Origin of the sequence: Pseudomonas sp. NIBRBAC000502773, assembly GCF_006517195.1 — a bacterium.
GTDB lineage: Bacteria > Pseudomonadota > Gammaproteobacteria > Pseudomonadales > Pseudomonadaceae > Aquipseudomonas > Aquipseudomonas marginalis.
Map to the genome: position 1 here is coordinate 6,106,501 of NZ_CP041189.1, position 18,854 is coordinate 6,125,354.

An 18,854-nucleotide genomic window follows, 5' to 3' on the forward strand; every position below is an offset into this window, starting at 1 on the left:
ATGATTGGACCACTATGAGCCGAGGAAAAACCCCTTCCGCCCTGGACCTGCCGCGCCCCGACAGCTTGGACATGGGAAAGCAGCAAGGGGCCTACGAGGCCCTGCGTGCAGCGATCCTGAACCGACAGCTGCCGGCGGGCAGTCGCTTGCCGTCCACCCGTAGCCTTGCCGAACGCTGGGAGTTATCCCGTGGCACCCTGGAGGCGGCATTCGACCGCCTGCACAGCGAGGGCTATGTGCAGCGCGTGGCCGGCTCCGGTACGCGGGTGTGTGCGGTGATCCCCGAGCAATTCATTGCGGCACCCGCGCCCCGCGCCACGCCGCGTCGCGAAGTGGCCGTCGATCGCCCGGACGCCGGCGTGCAGAGCCATGTGCCTTTTGTCGCGCGGCGCCCGGACGCCAGCCTGTTTGATCTGAAGGCCTGGGCCCGCTGTGTTTCCCGGGGACTGCTATCGGCAGGGCCGGGGGCGCTCGAAGCGGGCCATCCCGCCGGGCTGCCGGAACTGCGCGCACAGATCGCCGACTACCTGCGCAGCTATCGCGGCATGCACTGCGAGGCGGATGAAGTGATCGTCACCAGCGGCATTCGCCACGCCCTTGACCTGATCGCGCGTACGCTGCTCAAGCCCGGTGACACGGCCTGCGTCGAAGACCCCGGCTATCCACCCGCGCGCCGCCTGTTCGGGCTGGCGGGGGCGCAGGTCCAGGCGATTGCGGTTACGGCCGAAGGGCTGGATACCGCGCAACTCCCCGACACCGCGCGCCTGGCCTACGTCACCCCGGCCCACCAGGCACCGCTGGGCATGACCCTCTCGGTGTCGCGCCGCCTGGCGCTGCTGGACTGGGCTGCCCGTGCCGAGGCCTGGGTGATGGAAGACGACTACGACAGCGAATACAACTACCACAGCGCACCGCTGGCGGCGCTCAAATCCCTGGACGCCCACGACCGCGTGATCTACTGCGGCAGCTTCAACAAAAACCTGTTCCCCGGTTTGCGCGTCGGCTTCATGGTGGTGCCCAAGGCACTGCGCCCGGCCTTGCTGCGCACCCTGCAACTCACCGGGCAGTCGGTGGGCGCCAGTGATCAGTCGGGGTTGCTGGAGTTTCTCGGCAGCGGCGCTTTCGTGCGCCACTTGCGGGCTTCGCGCCAGGCCTATCAGGCGCGGCGCGATGTGTTGCTCGACTGCCTTGGAGCGCACTGTACGATCAGTGGGCAACAGGCCGGTCTGCACTTTGTCTTGTGGTTGCCGAGCGGTGTCGAGGAAGGCGAATTCTGTGCGCGTGCCGCGCAAGCCGGGCTGACGTTACAGCCTCTGGGCACGTTCTGCGTCGAGGCGATCCTGCCGCCGGCGGTCATCATCGGCTACACCGCGTTGACCCTGGCGCAGATCCGCTTTCACGGGCGTGCGTTAGCCCAATTACTGCCGGTCAGTCATCAAACCCGACCTGCTCGTGAATCTCATCCACCTTCAACTCCAGCCGGTACGCCACGGCAATAAACAACGCCTGGCACAGGCACAAGGTGGCGCTCAATGAACGGAAGGCAAACGACGAGCCTTCATTCACCAGCAGCACCGCGTTGGCCCGCTTGGCCAGGGGCGACAGGTTGCTGTCGGTGATGATCAGGGTCTTGGCCTGATGGTGCTGGGCGATCCGCAGGCAGTGCTGGGTCTCTTTGCCGTAGGGCGTGAAGCTGATGGCGATTACCAGGTCATTGGCTCGCACGCTGCGCATCTGCTCGCGATAGCTGCCGCCCAAACCGGAAATCAGGTGAATGCGCTTGTTGGTGTGCTGCAGGTTGTAGACCAGGTAATCGGCCACCGCGAACGAACGGCGCACACCGACCACGTAGATATTGTCGGCGTTGACCACCAGGTCGACGGCCTTGTCGAAGGCCACGTCATCGAGCTCCAGCCCCAGGCGCTCGATACCCGACAGGGTCGCGTTGACGCACTCGCGGGCCAGGTCGCCGCCGCTGGCTTTCTGCGACTTGTTGGCGATCATGCTGCGGATGCGCTGCTGGTAGTTCTGCACCGGTGTGGTCTTGTGGGTGTAAGCCTCGCGAAACAGCGCCTGCATCTCACTGAACCCACTGAAGCCGAAACGCTGGGAAAACCGCACGATCGCCGAGGGGTGCACTTCGCATTCGCGGGCGATGTCGCTGATGCGGTCGACCATGATCCGGTCGCTCTGCTGGCTCATGTAGCTGGCGATGCGCTTGAGCTGGCGCGGCAGGCTTTCGTATTCGTCGGTGATCAGCTGCAACAGGCGTTCGGCGTTGATCGGAGGGCTGGCGATGGTGTCTTCCAGGGTGGTCTCGGGATCGGTGCGGGACATGGGCAATCCTTCTGGCGTGTTCTTCTGATGCGCTGATGGGTGGCGCAAGTCTACAGGGTAGGCGCAAAAAAATACCCCGGCATCACGGCCCGCGTGGCCTGCTGAAACGATGCACGGCGGCTGGCGTGCCCCTATGCTGACGTATTGGAAAAAATATTCCACTAAAAATAATTCTGGAATAAATATTGATTGCTGCCGCCGGACGTTCTAGTCTGCTCCCACCAAGAGCGTTTGCCGTCGCCACGGCGGCACAACGCAGGCTGATAAAAATAACAGGAGCCAGCATGGGCCAGACTCGTTTTGCCAGTGGGCGTCAATTGGATCTGATTTGCCTCGGGCGCCTGGGCGTCGACCTCTACGCACAGCAAGTAGGTGCGCGGCTTGAGGACGTGTCCAGCTTCGCCAAATACCTCGGCGGTTCCTCCGCCAATATCGCGTTCGGCACTGCCAGGCTGGGGCTCAAGTCGGCGATGTTGAGCCGGGTGGGGGACGACCATATGGGCCGTTTCCTGGTGGAGTCCCTGGCCCGCGAAGGCTGCGATGTCAGCGGCATCAAGGTCGACCCGGAGCGCCTCACCGCCATGGTGTTGCTGGGCCTCAAGGACCGCGAAACCTTCCCGCTGGTGTTTTACCGTGAAAACTGCGCCGACATGGCCCTGCGCGCCGAAGACGTCAACGAAGCCTTTATTGCCTCGAGCAAAGCCTTGCTGATCACCGGCACGCATTTCTCCACCGACGGCGTGTACAAGGCCAGCCTCCAGGCCCTGGACTATGCGGCCAAGCACAACGTCAAGCGCGTGCTGGATATCGACTACCGCCCCGTGTTGTGGGGCCTGGCGGGTAAGGCTGACGGTGAAACCCGGTTTGTCGCCGACCAGAATGTCAGCCAGCATGTGCAGAAAATCCTGCCGCGTTTCGACCTGATCGTCGGCACCGAAGAAGAATTCCTGATCGCCGGCGGCAGCGAAGATCTGCTCACCGCCCTGCGCACCGTGCGTGACCTGACCCCGGCGACCCTGGTGGTCAAGCTCGGCCCGCAAGGCTGCACGGTGATCCACGGTGCAATTCCGGCGCGCCTGGAAGAGGGCGCCATCTATCCTGGCGTGCGGGTTGAAGTGCTTAACGTGCTGGGCGCCGGCGATGCCTTTATGTCGGGTTTTCTCAGCGGCTGGATCAATGACGCCAGCGATGAGCGTTGCAGCCAGTTGGCCAATGCCTGCGGCGGTCTCGTCGTCTCGCGCCACGCCTGTGCGCCGGCCATGCCGACCCCGGCCGAACTGGATTACCTGTTCAACAGCCCGGTGCCGGTCACCCGGCCTGACCAGGACGCGACCCTGCAACGCCTGCACCGCGTCACCGTGCCGCGCAAGGCCTGGAAGCAACTGTTCATCTTTGCCTTCGACCACCGCTGGCAACTGGTGGACCTGGCGCAACGCGGCGGCCAGGACCTGACCCAGATCAGCGAGATCAAGCAGCTGTTTATCCAGGCCATCGAACGCGTGGAGAAAAAGCTCGCCGAGCAGGGCGTCGAGGCCGATGTGGGCCTGTTGGCCGACCAGCGCTTCGGCCAGGACGCGCTCAATGCCGCCAGCGGTCGCGGCTGGTGGATCGCGCGCCCGGTGGAGGTGCAGAACTCGCGGCCCCTGGCGTTCGAACATGGCCGCTCGATCGGCAGCAACCTGATTGCCTGGCCCCAGGAACAGATCATCAAGTGCCTGGTGCAATACCACCCCGACGACGAGCCCATGTTGCGCCTGGAACAGGAAGCGCAGCTCAAGGCGGTGTACGAGGCGTCGGTGACCAGCGGCCATGAGCTACTGCTGGAGGTCATCCCGCCCAAGGATCATCCGTCCACTTACCCGGACGTGCTCTACCGCAGCCTCAAGCGGCTGTACAACCTGGGTATCTACCCGGCGTGGTGGAAGATCGAGGCCCAGTCGGCCGAGGATTGGAAAAAGCTCGACGAACTGATCCAGGAACGCGACCCGTACTGCCGTGGCGTGGTGTTGCTGGGCCTGAATGCCTCGGCCGAATGCCTGGCCGCCGGCTTCCAGCAAGCCAGCCAGAGCAGCACCTGCCGTGGGTTTGCCGTGGGCCGCACGATCTTCCAGGAACCGAGCCGTTTGTGGATGGCGGGGGAGATCGATGACGAGACGTTGATCCAGCAGGTCCAGGCGACCTTTGAGCAGTTGATCAACGCCTGGCGCAGTGCCCGAGGCTGAACCCAGTTCTTAATTTGAAATGCAATCCAATGTGGGAGGGGCTTGCCCCCTCCCACAGAAAGCAGATCTCAGTGGTACCAGAAAATAATAAAGGTGCAGCCATGCCCGCAATCCGAATTGGCATCAACCCGATCTCCTGGAGCAACGACGACCTTCCGGCCCTCGGTGGTGAAACCCCGCTGAGCACCGCCCTGAGCGAAGGCAAGGAAATCGGCTACGAAGGTTTCGAGCTCAACGGCAAATTCCCCAAGGACGCCAAGGGCGTCGGCGACGTCCTGCGCCCCTATGACCTGGCGCTGGTCTCCGGCTGGTACTCCAGTCGCCTGGCCCGTCGTTCGGTGGCCGAAGAAATCGAGGCCATCGCCGGCCACGTTGAACTGCTGAAACAAAACGGCGCCAAGGTGCTGGTGTACGGCGAGGTGGCCGATTCGATCCAGGGCTCGCGCATTCGCCTGATCGAACGTCCTCGGTTCCACAGTGAACAGGCCTGGCAGGACTACGCCGACAAACTTACCGAGCTGGCGCGTTTTACCCTGTCCCAGGGCGTGCGCCTGGCCTACCACCACCATATGGGCGCGTACGTCGAATCGCCTGAAGACATCGATCAGTTGATGGGCCGTACCGGGCCGGAAGTCGGCCTGCTGTTCGATTCGGGCCACTGCTACATGGGCGGCGGCGAACCCATCGAGGTGTTGCGCAAGCATATCGACCGCGTCTGCCACGTGCATTTCAAGGACGTGCGCAAAGCCGTGGTGCAACTGGCGCGCAACCAGATGTGGAGCTTCCCCGATTGCATCGTCAACGGCACCTTCACCGTGCCCGGTGACGGGGATATCGACTTTGCCGAGCTGCTCGATGTGCTGCTGGCGGCGAAATACGCGGGCTGGTTGGTGGTGGAAGCCGAGCAGGACCCGGCCGTGGCGCCCAGCTATGTCTATGCAAAAAAGGGTTATGACACGTTGCGTACGCTTCTCAACGAGAGGACCAAACCATGAGCTTGCTGGTAAAGAGCAGCAAACGCGGACAAACCATGGTTGCCCTGGAAGAGGGCCGCCTGGAGTACGTAGGCTTTGCCGCCTACCGCCTGAGCCTGGGTGAAACCCTGCCGGTCACCGCCGGTGATCAGGAGTTGTGCCTGGTGCTGCTCAGCGGTCGGGTCAATATCAAAGGCGAGGGCTTCAACTGGCAGAACCTCGGTGATCGCCAGTCGGTGTTCGAGGACAAATCGCCGTTCGCCGCCTATCTGCCGCCGGGTACCGATGCCCAGGTCACCGCGTTGAGCGACGTGCAGATTGCCGTGTGCGCCGCACCGGGTGCGCCGGGTTTCGAGCCACGCCTGATCCGCCCCGAACAGTGCAAGCGCAGCGTCCGCGGCAAAGGCGCCAACACCCGCTACGTGTGCGACATCCTGCCGGATACCGACCCGGCCCATTCGCTGCTGGTGGTGGAAGTGCGCACGCCGTCCGGGCATTCGTCGAGCTACCCGCCGCACAAGCACGACACCGACGACCTGCCGCACCAGAGCTTTCTCGAAGAGACCTACTACCACCAGATCAACCCGCCCCAGGGCTTCGTGTTCCAGCGGGTGTACACCGACGACCGCAGCATCGACCAGGCCATGGCCGTGGAAAACAGCGACCTGGTGGTGGTGCCCAAGGGCTATCACCCGGTCAGCGTGCCGTATGGCTACGAGTCTTACTACCTGAACGTGATGGCCGGCCCCAAGCGCGCCTGGCATTTCCACAACGACCCGCAGCACAGCTGGCTGCTGGACCTTTAAACGGTGTTGGACGGAGAACAACAATGAAGTCGCCTCTACGCTTTGCCCTCAACCGTATGGTCGCGCCCAACCTGTCCCTGCCGGATTTCATCCAGCTGGCCGTGGCCTTGAAATGCGATGCCATCGAGATTCGCAACGACCTCAAGGATCGCCAGATCGAATACGGCACCCCGGCCGGCCGCGTGCGCGAATTGTGCGCGGCCCAGGGCATCACGGTGCTGTCGATCAACGCGCTGTACCCCTTTGATGTGTGGAATGACGAGCGCCGCGCCCAGGCGATAGCGCTCGCCACCTATGCCCGCGAATGTGGTGCGCAAGGCTTGGTGATGTGCCCGTTCAACGAACCCGGCGACACCCGCAACGAAGCCCAGCGCGCCGCCGGTTTGCGCACCGCGTTGAGCCAGCTGGCGCCGATCCTGCGCGAGTACGGGATTCTCGGGTTTATCGAGCCCCTGGGTTTTGAAGAATGTGCCATGCGCCGCAAGCGCGCGGCGGTGGATGCGATCCAGTCCATCGGCGGCCTGGATGTATTCCGCCTGGTGCACGACACCTTCCACCACCACCTGGCCAGCGAGCATGAGTTCTTCCCGGAACTGACCGGGCTGGTGCATATCTCCGGCGTGGAAGACGCCCAGGCGCCGCTCAATTCGATCCGCGACGGCCACCGCGTGCTGGTGGGCGAGGGCGATATCCTCGGCAATACCGCGCAGATCGACACCTTGCTCAGCAGCGGTTACAGCGGCTACCTGTCGTTCGAACCGTTTGCGACAAGCGTGCACGAGCTGGCGGATATCCAGCAGGCCTTGGGGGCAAGCATCGCCCACCTGCAGAAACGATAAGGGGCGCGATATGACCACCACCCGACTGACCATGGCCCAGGCCCTGGTAAAGTTTTTGGACAACCAGTACATCGAAGTCGATGGCGTACAGAGCAAGTTCGTCGCCGGCGTGTTCACTATTTTCGGCCACGGCAACGTGCTGGGCCTGGGTCAGGCCCTGGAACAGGACAGCGGCGACCTGGTGGTGCATCAGGGTCGTAACGAGCAGGGCATGGCCCATGCCGCCATCGGTTTTGCCAAGCAGCACCTGCGCCGCAATATCTACGCCTGCACCGCCTCCGTCGGCCCAGGTGCGGCGAATATGCTCACCGCTGCGGCGACCGCCACCGCCAACCGTATCCCGTTGCTGTTGCTGCCCGGCGATGTCTACGCCAGCCGCCAGCCCGACCCGGTGCTGCAACAGATCGAGCAGTTCCACGACCTGAGCATCAGCACCAACGATGCCTTCCGTTCCGTGAGCAAGTACTGGGACCGCATCAACCGCCCCGAGCAACTGATGACGGCGGCGATTCATGCCATGCGCGTGCTCACCGACCCCGCCGAAACCGGCGCGGTGACCCTGGCGCTGCCGCAGGACGTGCAGGCCGAGGCCTGGGACTATCCCGATTACTTCCTGCAAAAACGGGTGCACCGTATCGACCGCCGCCCGGCCACCGCCGCAATGATCGGCGATGGGGTGGCGGCTTTCCGGGGCAAGCGCAAGCCGCTGATCATCTGCGGTGGCGGCGTGAAGTACTCTGGTGCGAATGCTGCCTTGCAAGCCTTTGCCGAGCGCTTTGATATTCCTTTCGCCGAAACCCAGGCGGGCAAGAGCGCGGTGGTCTCCAGCCATCCACTGAACGTGGGCGGTATCGGCGAAACCGGCTGCCTGGCCGCCAACCTGCTGGCGCCCGAAGCCGACCTGATCATCGGCATCGGTACCCGTTATACCGACTTCACCACCTCGTCGAAATCGCTGTTCAAGCATGCAGAGGTGAAGTTCCTCAACCTCAATATCAGCCCCTGCGACGCCTTGAAACTCGACGGCGTGCAGGTGCTGGCCGACGCCAAGGTCGCCCTCGAAGCGCTGGCCGATGCCCTTGGTGATTACCGTTCCGGCTGGGGCGAGCAGATCGCCGACGCCAAGGCGCAGCTGGACGCCGAAGTGGACCGTGTGCATCAGGTCGAGTACCACGGCGATGATTTCGTGCCGGAAGTCGACGACCACCTGGACCGCGCCGTGCTGCGTGAATTTATCGAACTGACCGGCTCGTGCCTGACCCAGAGCCGGGTGCTCGGCGTCCTCAACCAGACCCTGGCCGACGACGCGATCATCGTCGCCGCAGCCGGCAGCCTGCCCGGCGACCTGCAGCGTGCCTGGCGCAGCAAGGGCGTCAACACCTACCACGTCGAGTACGGTTATTCGTGCATGGGCTATGAGATCAACGCCGCCCTCGGCGTGAAGCTCGCCGAGCCGACCAAGGAGGTCTATGCCCTGGTCGGCGATGGCTCCTACATGATGCTGCACTCGGAGCTGGCCACCTCGATCCAGGAGCGCCGCAAGATCAACGTGGTGCTGCTCGACAACATGGCCTTCGGTTGCATCAACAACCTGCAGATCGGCAACGGCATGGACAGCTTCGGCACCGAGTTCCGCTACCGCAACCCCGAGAGCGGCAAGCTCGACGGCGGCCTGGTGCCGGTGGATTTCGCCATGAGCGCAGCGGCCTATGGCTGCAAGACCTACAAGGTCAGCACGGTGGAGCAGTTGGAAGCGGCCCTGGCCGATGCGCGCAAGCAAAGCGTCTCGACCCTGATCGACATCAAGGTGCTGCCCAAGACCATGGTCCACGGCTACCTGTCGTGGTGGCGGGTGGGGGTGGCGCAGGTGTCCACCAGCGAACGCACCAACGCGGCGGCAAAAAAACTCAATGAACACCTGGCCAATGCCCGGCAGTACTAATAACAAGAGGAGCGTTTGTATGTCTTTGAAGCTTGGTGTAATCGGTACCGGCGCCATCGGCCGCGATCATATTCGTCGTTGCAGCCAGACCCTGCTCAACAGCCAGGTGGTGGCGGTGACCGACATCAACCTTGAGCAGGCCGCCAAGGTGGTCGCGGAGTTGAAGCTGGACGCCGAGGTGTACGCGGATGGCCATGGGCTGATCAACTCGCCGCAGGTCGAGGCGATCCTGGTCACGTCCTGGGGCCCGAGCCACGAGGAGTTCGTGCTCGCCGCCATCGCCGCCGGCAAACCGGTGTTCTGTGAGAAGCCCCTGGCGGTGACGGCTGAAGGCTGCCGCAGGATCGTCGACGCCGAAGTGGCCTACGGCAAGCGCCTGGTGCAAGTGGGCTTTATGCGCCCCTATGACGAAGGTTATCGCGCCCTCAAGGCGGTGATCGACAGCGGCCAGATCGGCGAGCCGTTGATGCTGCACTGCGCGCACCGCAACCCGACGGTGGGCGAGAACTACAAGACCGACATGGCGATTACCGACACCCTGATTCACGAGCTGGATGTCCTGCGCTGGCTGCTCAACGACGACTACGTGTCGGTGCAGGTGGTGTTCCCGCGCAAGACCAGCAAGGCCCTGGCCCATCTGCGCGACCCGCAGATCGTGCTGCTGGAAACCGCCAAGGGCACCCGTATCGACGTGGAAGTGTTTGTGAACTGCCAGTACGGCTACGACATCCAGTGCGAAGTGGTGGGGGAGACCGGCATCGCCAAATTGCCGGAGCCGTCCCAGGTGCAACTGCGCAGCGGTGCCAAGCTGTCGAACGCGATCCTGATGGATTGGAAGGACCGTTTTATCGGGGCCTATGACGTGGAGTTGCAGGCCTTTATTGACAGCGTACGCGCCGGTCAGGTCGGCGGGCCGTCGGCGTGGGATGGCTTTGCGGCGGCGGTAGCGGCGGATGCGTGTATCGAGGCCCAGGGCAGTGAGCAGATTGTGAAGGTCAGCTTGCCGGATCGTCCGCACTTCTACGGCTAAATTACTGAAGGAACTCTGTTAAAAATGTGGGAGGGGGCTTGCCCCCGATGGCAGTGTGTCAGTCAACCAGTTGTTATCTGACCCACCGCTATCGGGGGCAAGCCCCCTCCCACAGTTGATTGGTTTCCAATTCAATTCAGGAGTTGATCATGAGAATCGGACTTGTCGGCTATGGCCACGGAGGGCGCTTCTTTCATGCGCCGCTTATTGCAACTTTGCCGGGGGCGACGTTTGTTGGTGTCGTCACCCGCTCACCCGAACGTCGCCAGCAACTGGCAACCGACCACCCCGGCGTCCAGGCCTTTGACAGCATCGGCCAGATCGTCGAAGCCGGGGTCGATGCCCTGGTGATTTCCACCACCCTCAAGGGCCGTCCGGCGTTGGTGCTGGAAGCCATCGAGCACGGCGTGGCGGTGGTCAGTGACAAACCCTTTGCCGCCAACGCCGAACAGGCCCAGGCGCTGATCACGGCCGCCGAGCGCCATGAGGTGTTGCTCAGCGTCTACCAGAACCGGCGCTGGGACTCGGACTACCTGACCCTGCGCAAATTGATCGACGCCGGTGCCCTGGGCGAGATCACCCGCTTTGAATCCCGCGTCGAGCGCTACAGCCCGCAGGCCGTGGGCAATGCCAGCGGCGGCGGCTGGCTGCGCGACCTGGGCAGCCACCTGGTGGACCAGGCGCTGCAACTGTTCGGTCCGGTGGAGCGGGTCTTTGCGCAGTTACAGTTCACCCCTGAATATCCCACTGTCGACCACGGCTTCTTCGTCTCCCTGACCCACGCCAACGGGGTGGTTTCCCATTTGTGGGGCAATGCCCTGCAGAACAGCCAGGCCCCGCGTTTTCGCGTCAGTGGCACCTCGGGTTGCTACACCGTGGACGGGCTGGATGGCCAGGAAGAGGCGCTGATGGCCGGCAAGTCGCCGAAAACCGAGGGCGAGCACTGGGGCGCAGAAGAACATCGCCGCTGGGGCTGGTTCGAACAGGGGCCGGAACGTGAGCGAGTGCCGTCGGAGAAGGGCTGCTGGACCCAGTTCTATCGCCAGTTGCAAGCGGCGGTAAACGGGCAGGGCCCGTTGCCCGTGGATACTTATGACGCGCTGGAAACCACGCGTATATTGGACGCCGCACGCCTCAGCGCCGAGCGCCAGCAGGTGGTTTCAACAAAAATAGAATAAAATTCTAAAACAGGTTGATATGGAAATTATTTTCCAATAAAGTCTTTTCCAGGTTGCATAAAGTACGTTCGAACTCGATTCGCACGACTCAACAAAAACAAGATCAAAAACAACCAGGTACCGTCAGATGAAAATCTTCAACGCTGTACTGCGAGTTTTACGCCCTGCTCACACGCCCCGCGGCCTGCCCCGCGCCCGGCCGTTCTACTTCTCCTTCCTTAATGTGCTGTGCGTCGAAAATCAGGGCGCCCTGGTCTGCTGCATTCCAGGCGCACCGGTCGTACGCGTGCCTGCCGAGCTCTGATAAACGCAACGTCCAAAAAACCAACAAGAAAGTGGAGACAGACCGTTCATGAAGACCCCGATCCGTTTTACCGCGCTGGCTTTATCCATGCTGCTGGCCAGCGGTGTTGCCAGTGCCGCCGACATCAAGGTCGGCGTGAGCATGTCCGCCTTCGATGACACCTTCCTCACTTACCTGCGCGAAGACATGGACAAGCAGGCCAAGTCCTATCCCAAGGGTGACGGCGTGCAGCTGCAGTTCGAAGACGCCCGTGCCGATGTGGTCAAGCAGCTGAGCCAGGTGGAGAACTTCATCAGCCAGAAAGTCGACGCCATTATCGTCAACCCGGTCGACACGGCCTCTACCAAGAACATCATCAATGCCGCGACCAAGGCCGGCATCCCGCTGGTGTTCGTCAACCGCCGTCCCGACCAGAAGGACTTGCCCAAGGACGTGGTGGCTGTGACCTCCGATGACGTCGAGGCTGGCAAGCTGCAAATGCAATACATCGCTGAGAAGCTCGGCGGCAAGGGCAAGATCGTGATCCTGCTGGGCGACCTGGCGAACAACTCCACCACCAACCGCACCAAGGGTGTGAAGGAAGTGCTGGCCAAGTACCCGGACATCAAGATCGAACAGGAACAGACCGGTATCTGGCTGCGGGACAAGGGCATGACCCTGGTCAACGATTGGCTGACCCAGGGCCGCGAGTTCAATGCGGTACTGGCCAACAACGATGAGATGGCCATCGGCGCGTCCATGGCGCTGAAATCGGCCGGCAAGGAAAAGGGCAGTGTGCTGATCGCGGGGGTCGACGGTACGCCGGATGGCTTGAATGCGATCACCAAGGGTGACATGGCCGCCTCCGCGTTCCAGGACGCCAAGGGCCAGGCAGTGGGTTCGGTGGAAGCGGCGCGCAAAATGGCCAGGAAGGAACCGGTCGAGCAGAACGTGATCATCCCGTTCCAGCTGATCACCCCGGAAAACGTCGCCACGTTCAAGTAGCCCTGACATAACAACAATGAACCGGCAGGGCGGTCGTGCCCGCCCTGCTGATGGAGTACCGTCTTATGCTCGCTCAAGCCACTGTCTCGCAGCCTCCCGGGATCCAGCCGTTGCCGCTGGACGAACCCTACCTGTTGGAAATCGTCAACATCAGCAAAGGCTTTCCCGGCGTCGTGGCCCTGGCCGACGTACAACTGCGTGTTCGCCCCGGTACGGTGCTGGCGCTGATGGGCGAGAACGGTGCGGGCAAGTCGACCTTGATGAAAATCATCGCCGGCATCTACCAGCCCGACGCCGGTGAAATCCGCCTGCGCGGCAAGCCCATCGTGTTTGACACGCCGCTGGCGGCGCAGAAAGCCGGGATCGCGATGATCCACCAGGAGCTCAACCTGATGCCGCACATGAGCATCGCCGAGAATATCTGGATCGGCCGCGAGCAGCTCAACAGCCTGCACATGGTCAACCACCGCGAAATGCATCGCTGCACCGCCGAGTTGCTGGCGCGCCTGCGCATCAACCTGGACCCCGAGGAACACGTGGGCAACCTGAGCATCGCCGAGCGGCAGATGGTCGAGATTGCCAAGGCTGTGTCCTACGACTCCGACATCCTGATCATGGATGAACCGACATCGGCCATTACCGAGAAGGAAGTGGCCCACCTGTTTTCGATCATTGCCGACCTGAAGGCCCAGGGCAAAGGCATCGTCTACATCACGCACAAAATGAACGAAGTGTTCGCCATTGCCGATGAAGTGGCGGTGTTCCGCGATGGCCAGTACATCGGCCTGCAACGCGCCGACAGCATGAACAGCGACAGCCTGATCTCGATGATGGTGGGCCGCGAGCTGAGCCAGTTGTTCCCGGTGCGCGAGACGCCCATCGGCGAACTGCTGCTGTCGGTGCGCGACCTGCGCCTGGACGGGGTGTTCCAGGGCGTGTCGTTCGACCTGCATGCCGGTGAGATCCTCGGCATCGCCGGGCTGATGGGCTCGGGGCGCACCAATGTGGCGGAAACCATTTTCGGCATCACCCCCAGCAGCGGTGGGCAGATCACCCTGGATGGCGAGGCGGTGCGCATCAGCGACCCGCACATGGCCATCGAAAAAGGCTTTGCGCTGTTGACCGAGGACCGCAAGCTCAGTGGCCTGTTCCCCTGCCTGTCGGTGCTGGAAAACATGGAAATGGCCGTGCTGCCGCACTATTCGGGCAACGGGTTTATCCAGCAGAAAGCCCTGCGCGCCCTGTGCGAGGACATGTGCAAGAAACTGCGGGTGAAGACGCCGTCCCTGGAGCAGTGCATCGACACCCTGTCCGGCGGCAACCAGCAGAAAGCCTTGCTGGCGCGCTGGTTGATGACCAACCCACGCTTGCTGATCCTCGATGAACCGACCCGGGGCATCGACGTAGGGGCCAAGGCCGAGATCTATCGCTTGATCGCCTTCCTCGCCAGCGAAGGCATGGCGGTGATCATGATTTCCTCCGAGCTGCCTGAAGTGCTGGGCATGAGCGACCGGGTGATGGTGATGCACGAAGGCGAACTGATGGGCACCCTGGACCGCGCCGATGCGACCCAGGAAAAAGTCATGCAGCTGGCCTCCGGTATGACCGCGGTCCACTGACGAACAGCCGCGCGGGCCTGCGGTTGGCCCGCGCCATAGAATAAGAAGGTGATTGGCTATGAACGCAATAACGGACAACAAGCCTGCCACGGCCCCGGTCAAGCACCGTCGGCGCTTGCCCACCGAGCTGAGCATCTTCCTGGTGCTGATCGGCATCGGCCTGGTGTTTGAGCTGTTTGGCTGGATCGTGCGGGACCAGAGCTTCCTGATGAACTCCCAGCGCCTGGTGCTGATGATCCTGCAGGTGTCCATCATCGGCCTGCTGGCCATCGGGGTGACCCAGGTGATCATCACCACGGGGATCGACTTGTCGTCGGGCTCGGTGCTGGCGCTGTCGGCGATGATCGCCGCCAGTTTGGCGCAAACCTCCGACTTTTCCCGGGCGGTGTTCCCTTCGCTGACGGACTTGCCGGTGTGGATTCCGGTGGCGATGGGGTTGGGTGTGGGGCTGCTGGCGGGGGCGATCAACGGCAGCATCATCGCCGTCACCGGTATCCCGCCGTTTATCGCGACCCTGGGCATGATGGTCTCGGCCCGTGGCCTGGCGCGCTACTACACCGAAGGCCAGCCGGTGAGCATGCTCTCGGATTCGTACACGGCCATCGGCCATGGCGCGATGCCGGTGATCATCTTCCTGGTGGTGGCGGTTATTTTCCATATCGCCCTGCGCTACACCAAGTACGGCAAGTACACCTACGCCATCGGCGGCAATATGCAGGCGGCGCGGACGTCGGGGATCAACGTCAAGCGGCACCTGATCATCGTCTACAGCATCGCCGGTCTCCTGGCAGGCCTGGCGGGTGTGGTGGCCTCGGCACGCGCCGCCACCGGCCAGGCGGGCATGGGTATGTCCTATGAGCTGGATGCGATTGCCGCCGCGGTGATCGGCGGCACCAGCCTGGCGGGCGGGGTAGGGCGTATCACCGGTACCGTGATCGGCGCACTGATCCTCGGGGTGATGGCCAGCGGGTTTACCTTTGTCGGGGTGGATGCGTATATCCAGGACATCATCAAGGGCCTGATCATTGTGGTGGCGGTGGTGATCGACCAGTACCGCAACAAGCGCAAGCTCAAGCGCTGAGCTGCAAGCTTCAAGCTGCAAGTCCGATGAGCTCTACAGCTTGTCGCTTGCAGCCTGCGGCTTATAGCTGCTGTACGAACTTTCCTGCTATAAACGCACTCCGATAACCATTCGCCAAGCCCGTCCTGGTGCCTTTGGGGGTTATATCGGAAAAAATGCCTGTCATTTCAGTTGCTGTGCCCTCAAGTCGGCCTTAGACTGCCGCCCCTCGTAAATTGAGTGCCGGGTGGCGCTTGGAATGGATGGCGCCTTTCCGAGACCTGCAGAGGTCGACCGGAACGCTCCCTTATTCGCCTTAATGCACGTATTTTTTATAGAGAAATCAATGACAAAGGAAAAGTTGCTGGCCATGCCGGCGGATGACTACATGAATGCCGAACAGCACGCTTTTTTCGAGAAGTTGCTGCAGGACATGAAGGTGGAACACCACGAGCGCATTGAGCAGAACCGCATCGCCATTGAAAGCCTGGACACCCCGGCCGACCCGGCCGACGCCGCGTCCGTTGAAGAAGAGCGCACCTGGCTGGTCAACGCCATCGACCGCGACCAGCGCATGCTGCCGCAGCTCGAGCGTGCACTGGAACGCATCAAGGAAGATTCCTTCGGCTGGTGCGATGACAGCGGCGAGCCTATCGGCCTCAAGCGCCTGCTGATCAGCCCGACCACCAAGTACTGCATCGAAGCGCAAGAGCGCCACGAGCAGATCGACAAGCACCAGCGCCAAGCCTGATGCGCTGAAGCTGGGGGATCGCCTGGGCGGTTCCCCGGAGAAAGACCCGTTACGCCCCGTCTATTGATTTGCTGCAAGCTACCCCACTAAAGGCCCATGGATAATGGCTGGATAGTGGCGTTTAATGCAGGGACAAAAATGACAAACAGTGGGGTAACGACGATGGCTGGAGATGGATCTCTGATGGGCGCAGCAGTGCCACCGCAACCGGTGGTGCGCGGTTTGCCCGGCTGGTTGATGCCGCTCCTGCAGAGCGCCGCCCTGGTGTTGGTACTGCTGGGCTTGGCGTTTGCCAGCCTGCCGATCTACCTCTGCCTGCCCATTGCCTTGCTGGTGATCTGGCTGCCAGGCCTTATGAACCGCACCTCCCGCACGGCACCACCTGCCACTGCCGATGCCATTGGCGAGCTGACCCGCGATCTGTCCTATACCACCAGCCACAACGCACTGTCCGCTGCCGGCGTCGCCTATTCGGTCAAGCAACTGGCGGCTCGTGTGCAATCGCAATTGGGCGCGGCCAAGCAGATCGTCAGCAGTGCCGAGGTGATGATCAGCACCGAAAAGGTCACCTCCCAACTCAGTCGCGAGGCCCTGCAGGCGGCCAGCCAGGCCCATCAGCGCAGCACTGAAGGCCGTGAAGTGCTGGCCCAGTCGATCATTCGTATGCACCAGCTCAGCCAGCGCGCCAATGCCAGTCGGGAGTTGATTGAAGCCCTGAGCCAACGCAGTGAAGAAATCCAGCGGGTGACCCTGGTGATTCAGTCCATCGCCAGCCAGACCAACCTGTTGGCGCTCAACGCCGCGATTGAAGCGGCGCGGGCCGGTGAGCACGGTCGCGGGTTCGCCGTGGTGGCGGATGAAGTACGTGGGCTGGCGGGCCGCACGGCCACGGCCACCGATGAAGTCGGGGTGATGGTGGCGGATATCCAGCAACGCACTGCCCAGGTGGTTGAGCAGATTCGCCAGCTCTCGGCAGACTTGCACACCGGTGTCGAGCAGGTGGAGCACGCCGGCGAGCACCTGGAGAACATTGCCGGCCTGGCGGCGGGCGTGGAAGGCCAGGTCAATGAAATCGCCCAGGGCACCGACACCAACCGCGCCCAACTCGACAGCCTGTTCCACGCCGTGGAGCAAATGCGCAGCGATCTTATCGTGAGCGACCAGCAGACCCGCCAGTTGGCCGAGGCCGCTGTGCAGATGGAAGGGCAGGCCGAAACGATCAGTGAGCGCCTGGCGGAAGTCGGGCTGGATGACTATCACCAGCGCATCTACGACCTGGCGCGCGAAGGCGCGAGCCGGATTGCCGCGCAATTCGAAGCCGATGTACAGCAGAACCGCATCAGCCTGGATGACTTGTTCGACCGCAGCTACACCTTGATCCCCAACACCAGCCCGAGCAAGTACCACAGCCGGTTCGATGGCTACACCGACCAAGTGCTGCCGGCCATCCAGGAAGCGCTGTTGCCACGCCATGAAGGTTTGGTGTTTGCCATTGCCTGTACGCCCCAGGGCTATGTGCCGACGCACAACAAGGCGTTTTCCCAGGCGCTGACCGGCGATGCCCAGGTCGACGCGGTGCAGAACCGCACCAAGCGCAAGTTCGAAGACCGCACCGGGATCCGCTGCGGCAGCCACCAGCAAGCGGTGCTATTGCAGACCTACACCCGCGATACCGGCGAGTTGATGCACGACTTGTCGGTGCCGATCATGGTCCGGGGGCGGCATTGGGGTGGCCTGCGCCTGGGGTATAAGCCGGAGGGGGCGAAGGCTGCGGGTTAGGGCGTGTTGTTGTCTGTGAGGCGGGGAAATACCAACTGCCTGGCAAGCGCTATTGCGCCCAGGCAGCCGGCATTGTGTGGATTACTGCGGTTGATGCAGGCGCTGGTTCAGCTCATCCACCGCCATGGCCCAATCGGCGTCTTCACGCAGTTCTTCCTTGAGGAACTGTGCCTGTTGCGGCGTCCAGAACGGCGCGTCGATCAACTTGACGTCGTCACTCAGCGGGTGCGCGACAATGAAGGCGTCGATGGCTTCGGGGGTTGAGTCCAGGCCCAGTTGTTCGAATAAGGTTTCGAGTGTTGGTATTGGCGCGTCCATGTCAGTCTCCGTGCGGGTTTCGGGATCGTTATGCATGGGAGGCTTGTGGCGCGGTAGAGTTCGATCGGATTGTCAGGAGGTCAGTGCCCCTGAATCCACTGCAGCCTTGAGTGCCTGGGCGGATTCTTTTCCGGCGCTGGCGGCAGTATCGAGGGTCTTGAACCAACGGTCTTTTTCGACCTGGTGCGTGGTGACGGTGGTCAACGGCGGCTTGGCGCGCATCACGATCACTGCTTGAAACTCACCGTCTACTTCCCTTGCGTCGCCATGGATGAAAAATTCGCCAATATCAAATTCCGTCACGTATCGCCTTCCCTTCGAGGTAACCAACAGCACTGATGAAACCTGGCCCGTGCGGGGGCAAATTCCAATGGACAGGCCAGTATGGCAGTTGTTGAAGGGCGGCGGCGCAGTAAAGTCATCCGGGTGACGAAACGATTCCGCCGTGCAGTGAGGCCTCCAGCCGCTTGGCCAGTTCGCAGGCCTCGATGTGGTCGCTGCGAAAGCCTTTGATCCTGCCACTGGTGACTTCGCGGATATGGAAGAAGTTTCTTCCGGCGGGTACAACTTGGTAAAGAACCGAATTGGGGTACCCGTTGGGACTGCGTAAGCAGTAGTATTGCTGTTCGTCCTGACATGATGAGCGAGTGCGGGAAGACGTAGCGTCGTATTGGCGTCGTTGCATGGTCAGCTCCTGTCGATCGATCTTGT

18 protein-coding genes are annotated in these 18,854 nt (G+C 62.3%); 14 read left to right on the forward strand and 4 right to left on the reverse strand.

Annotated elements, in window-relative coordinates; all coding sequences use genetic code 11:
• Nucleotides 1-14: 14 nt before the first annotated feature.
• Nucleotides 15-1,499: a PLP-dependent aminotransferase family protein gene (locus tag NIBR502773_RS28000; RefSeq protein ID WP_141157495.1), complete on the forward strand. Its 1,485-nt coding sequence runs from the start codon at nucleotides 15-17 to the stop codon at nucleotides 1,497-1,499.
• On the opposite strand, the gene NIBR502773_RS28005 is transcribed toward NIBR502773_RS28000, so the two are convergent.
• On the reverse strand, nucleotides 1,429-2,337 hold the full coding sequence (locus tag NIBR502773_RS28005) for a MurR/RpiR family transcriptional regulator (RefSeq protein WP_010211026.1): 909 nt from the start codon (nucleotides 2,335-2,337) through the stop codon (nucleotides 1,429-1,431). The two genes, NIBR502773_RS28000 and NIBR502773_RS28005, sit on opposite strands and share 71 nt — an antisense overlap.
• Before the next feature lie 284 nt (nucleotides 2,338-2,621).
• Between NIBR502773_RS28005 and iolC the strand changes: the two genes are divergently transcribed.
• From iolC to NIBR502773_RS28065, 13 genes are all read left to right on the forward strand, one after another.
• Complete coding sequence (iolC, locus tag NIBR502773_RS28010; RefSeq protein ID WP_141157496.1) at nucleotides 2,622-4,559, forward strand: 5-dehydro-2-deoxygluconokinase; 1,938 nt, start codon at nucleotides 2,622-2,624, stop codon at nucleotides 4,557-4,559.
• 101 nt (nucleotides 4,560-4,660) lie between these two features.
• Nucleotides 4,661-5,554 (forward strand): myo-inosose-2 dehydratase, encoded by an 894-nt coding sequence (gene iolE, locus NIBR502773_RS28015; protein ID WP_141157497.1) that lies wholly within the window; start codon nucleotides 4,661-4,663, stop codon nucleotides 5,552-5,554.
• A complete protein-coding gene (iolB, locus tag NIBR502773_RS28020) occupies nucleotides 5,551-6,339 on the forward strand; it encodes a 5-deoxy-glucuronate isomerase (protein ID WP_141157498.1) in 789 nt (262 codons plus the stop codon). The genes iolE and iolB overlap by 4 nt, the downstream gene beginning before the upstream one ends.
• 23 nt (nucleotides 6,340-6,362) lie before the next feature.
• Nucleotides 6,363-7,178: a TIM barrel protein gene (locus NIBR502773_RS28025; RefSeq protein WP_141157499.1), complete on the forward strand. Its 816-nt coding sequence runs from the start codon at nucleotides 6,363-6,365 to the stop codon at nucleotides 7,176-7,178.
• Nucleotides 7,179-7,188: 10 nt separating this feature from the next.
• A complete protein-coding gene (gene iolD / locus NIBR502773_RS28030; RefSeq protein ID WP_141157500.1) occupies nucleotides 7,189-9,120 on the forward strand; it encodes a 3D-(3,5/4)-trihydroxycyclohexane-1,2-dione acylhydrolase (decyclizing) in 1,932 nt (643 codons plus the stop codon).
• A 19-nt stretch (nucleotides 9,121-9,139) separates the two neighbouring features.
• The gene (locus NIBR502773_RS28035) at nucleotides 9,140-10,150 is read left to right on the forward strand and encodes a Gfo/Idh/MocA family protein (protein ID WP_027606528.1); all 1,011 of its coding nucleotides are present in this window, start codon (nucleotides 9,140-9,142) and stop codon (nucleotides 10,148-10,150) included.
• 149 nt (nucleotides 10,151-10,299) lie between these two features.
• Complete coding sequence (locus NIBR502773_RS28040; RefSeq protein ID WP_141157501.1) at nucleotides 10,300-11,328, forward strand: Gfo/Idh/MocA family oxidoreductase; 1,029 nt, start codon at nucleotides 10,300-10,302, stop codon at nucleotides 11,326-11,328.
• Nucleotides 11,329-11,455: 127 nt separating this feature from the next.
• A complete protein-coding gene (locus tag NIBR502773_RS30670; RefSeq protein ID WP_162844258.1) occupies nucleotides 11,456-11,632 on the forward strand; it encodes a hypothetical protein in 177 nt (58 codons plus the stop codon).
• A 48-nt stretch (nucleotides 11,633-11,680) separates the two neighbouring features.
• Entirely contained in the window at nucleotides 11,681-12,616 is a 936-nt protein-coding gene (locus tag NIBR502773_RS28045) for a sugar ABC transporter substrate-binding protein (RefSeq protein WP_027606526.1), read from the forward strand.
• A gap of 65 nt (nucleotides 12,617-12,681) precedes the next feature.
• Nucleotides 12,682-14,235 (forward strand): sugar ABC transporter ATP-binding protein, encoded by a 1,554-nt coding sequence (locus NIBR502773_RS28050; protein ID WP_065941178.1) that lies wholly within the window; start codon nucleotides 12,682-12,684, stop codon nucleotides 14,233-14,235.
• Between the two features lie 58 nt (nucleotides 14,236-14,293).
• Nucleotides 14,294-15,316 (forward strand): ABC transporter permease, encoded by a 1,023-nt coding sequence (locus NIBR502773_RS28055; RefSeq protein WP_024076018.1) that lies wholly within the window; start codon nucleotides 14,294-14,296, stop codon nucleotides 15,314-15,316.
• 325 nt (nucleotides 15,317-15,641) lie between these two features.
• Nucleotides 15,642-16,046 carry a TraR/DksA C4-type zinc finger protein gene (locus NIBR502773_RS28060; RefSeq protein ID WP_003191666.1) on the forward strand — a complete coding sequence of 135 codons (405 nt, stop codon included), beginning with the start codon at nucleotides 15,642-15,644 and terminating at the stop codon, nucleotides 16,044-16,046.
• A 546-nt stretch (nucleotides 16,047-16,592) separates the two neighbouring features.
• Nucleotides 16,593-17,825 (forward strand): methyl-accepting chemotaxis protein, encoded by a 1,233-nt coding sequence (locus NIBR502773_RS28065; protein ID WP_373682401.1) that lies wholly within the window; start codon nucleotides 16,593-16,595, stop codon nucleotides 17,823-17,825.
• A gap of 81 nt (nucleotides 17,826-17,906) precedes the next feature.
• Here the strand turns inward: NIBR502773_RS28065 and NIBR502773_RS28070 are convergent, their stop codons facing one another.
• The 3 genes from NIBR502773_RS28070 to NIBR502773_RS28080 form a co-directional block, all read right to left on the reverse strand.
• Complete coding sequence (locus tag NIBR502773_RS28070; RefSeq protein WP_027606523.1) at nucleotides 17,907-18,143, reverse strand: DUF2789 domain-containing protein; 237 nt, start codon at nucleotides 18,141-18,143, stop codon at nucleotides 17,907-17,909.
• A 72-nt stretch (nucleotides 18,144-18,215) separates the two neighbouring features.
• Nucleotides 18,216-18,446, reverse strand: coding sequence for a hypothetical protein (locus tag NIBR502773_RS28075; RefSeq protein WP_065927941.1), 231 nt, complete (start codon nucleotides 18,444-18,446; stop codon nucleotides 18,216-18,218).
• 115 nt (nucleotides 18,447-18,561) lie between these two features.
• On the reverse strand, nucleotides 18,562-18,828 hold the full coding sequence (locus tag NIBR502773_RS28080) for a hypothetical protein (RefSeq protein ID WP_115486272.1): 267 nt from the start codon (nucleotides 18,826-18,828) through the stop codon (nucleotides 18,562-18,564).
• Nucleotides 18,829-18,854: the final 26 nt, after the last annotated feature.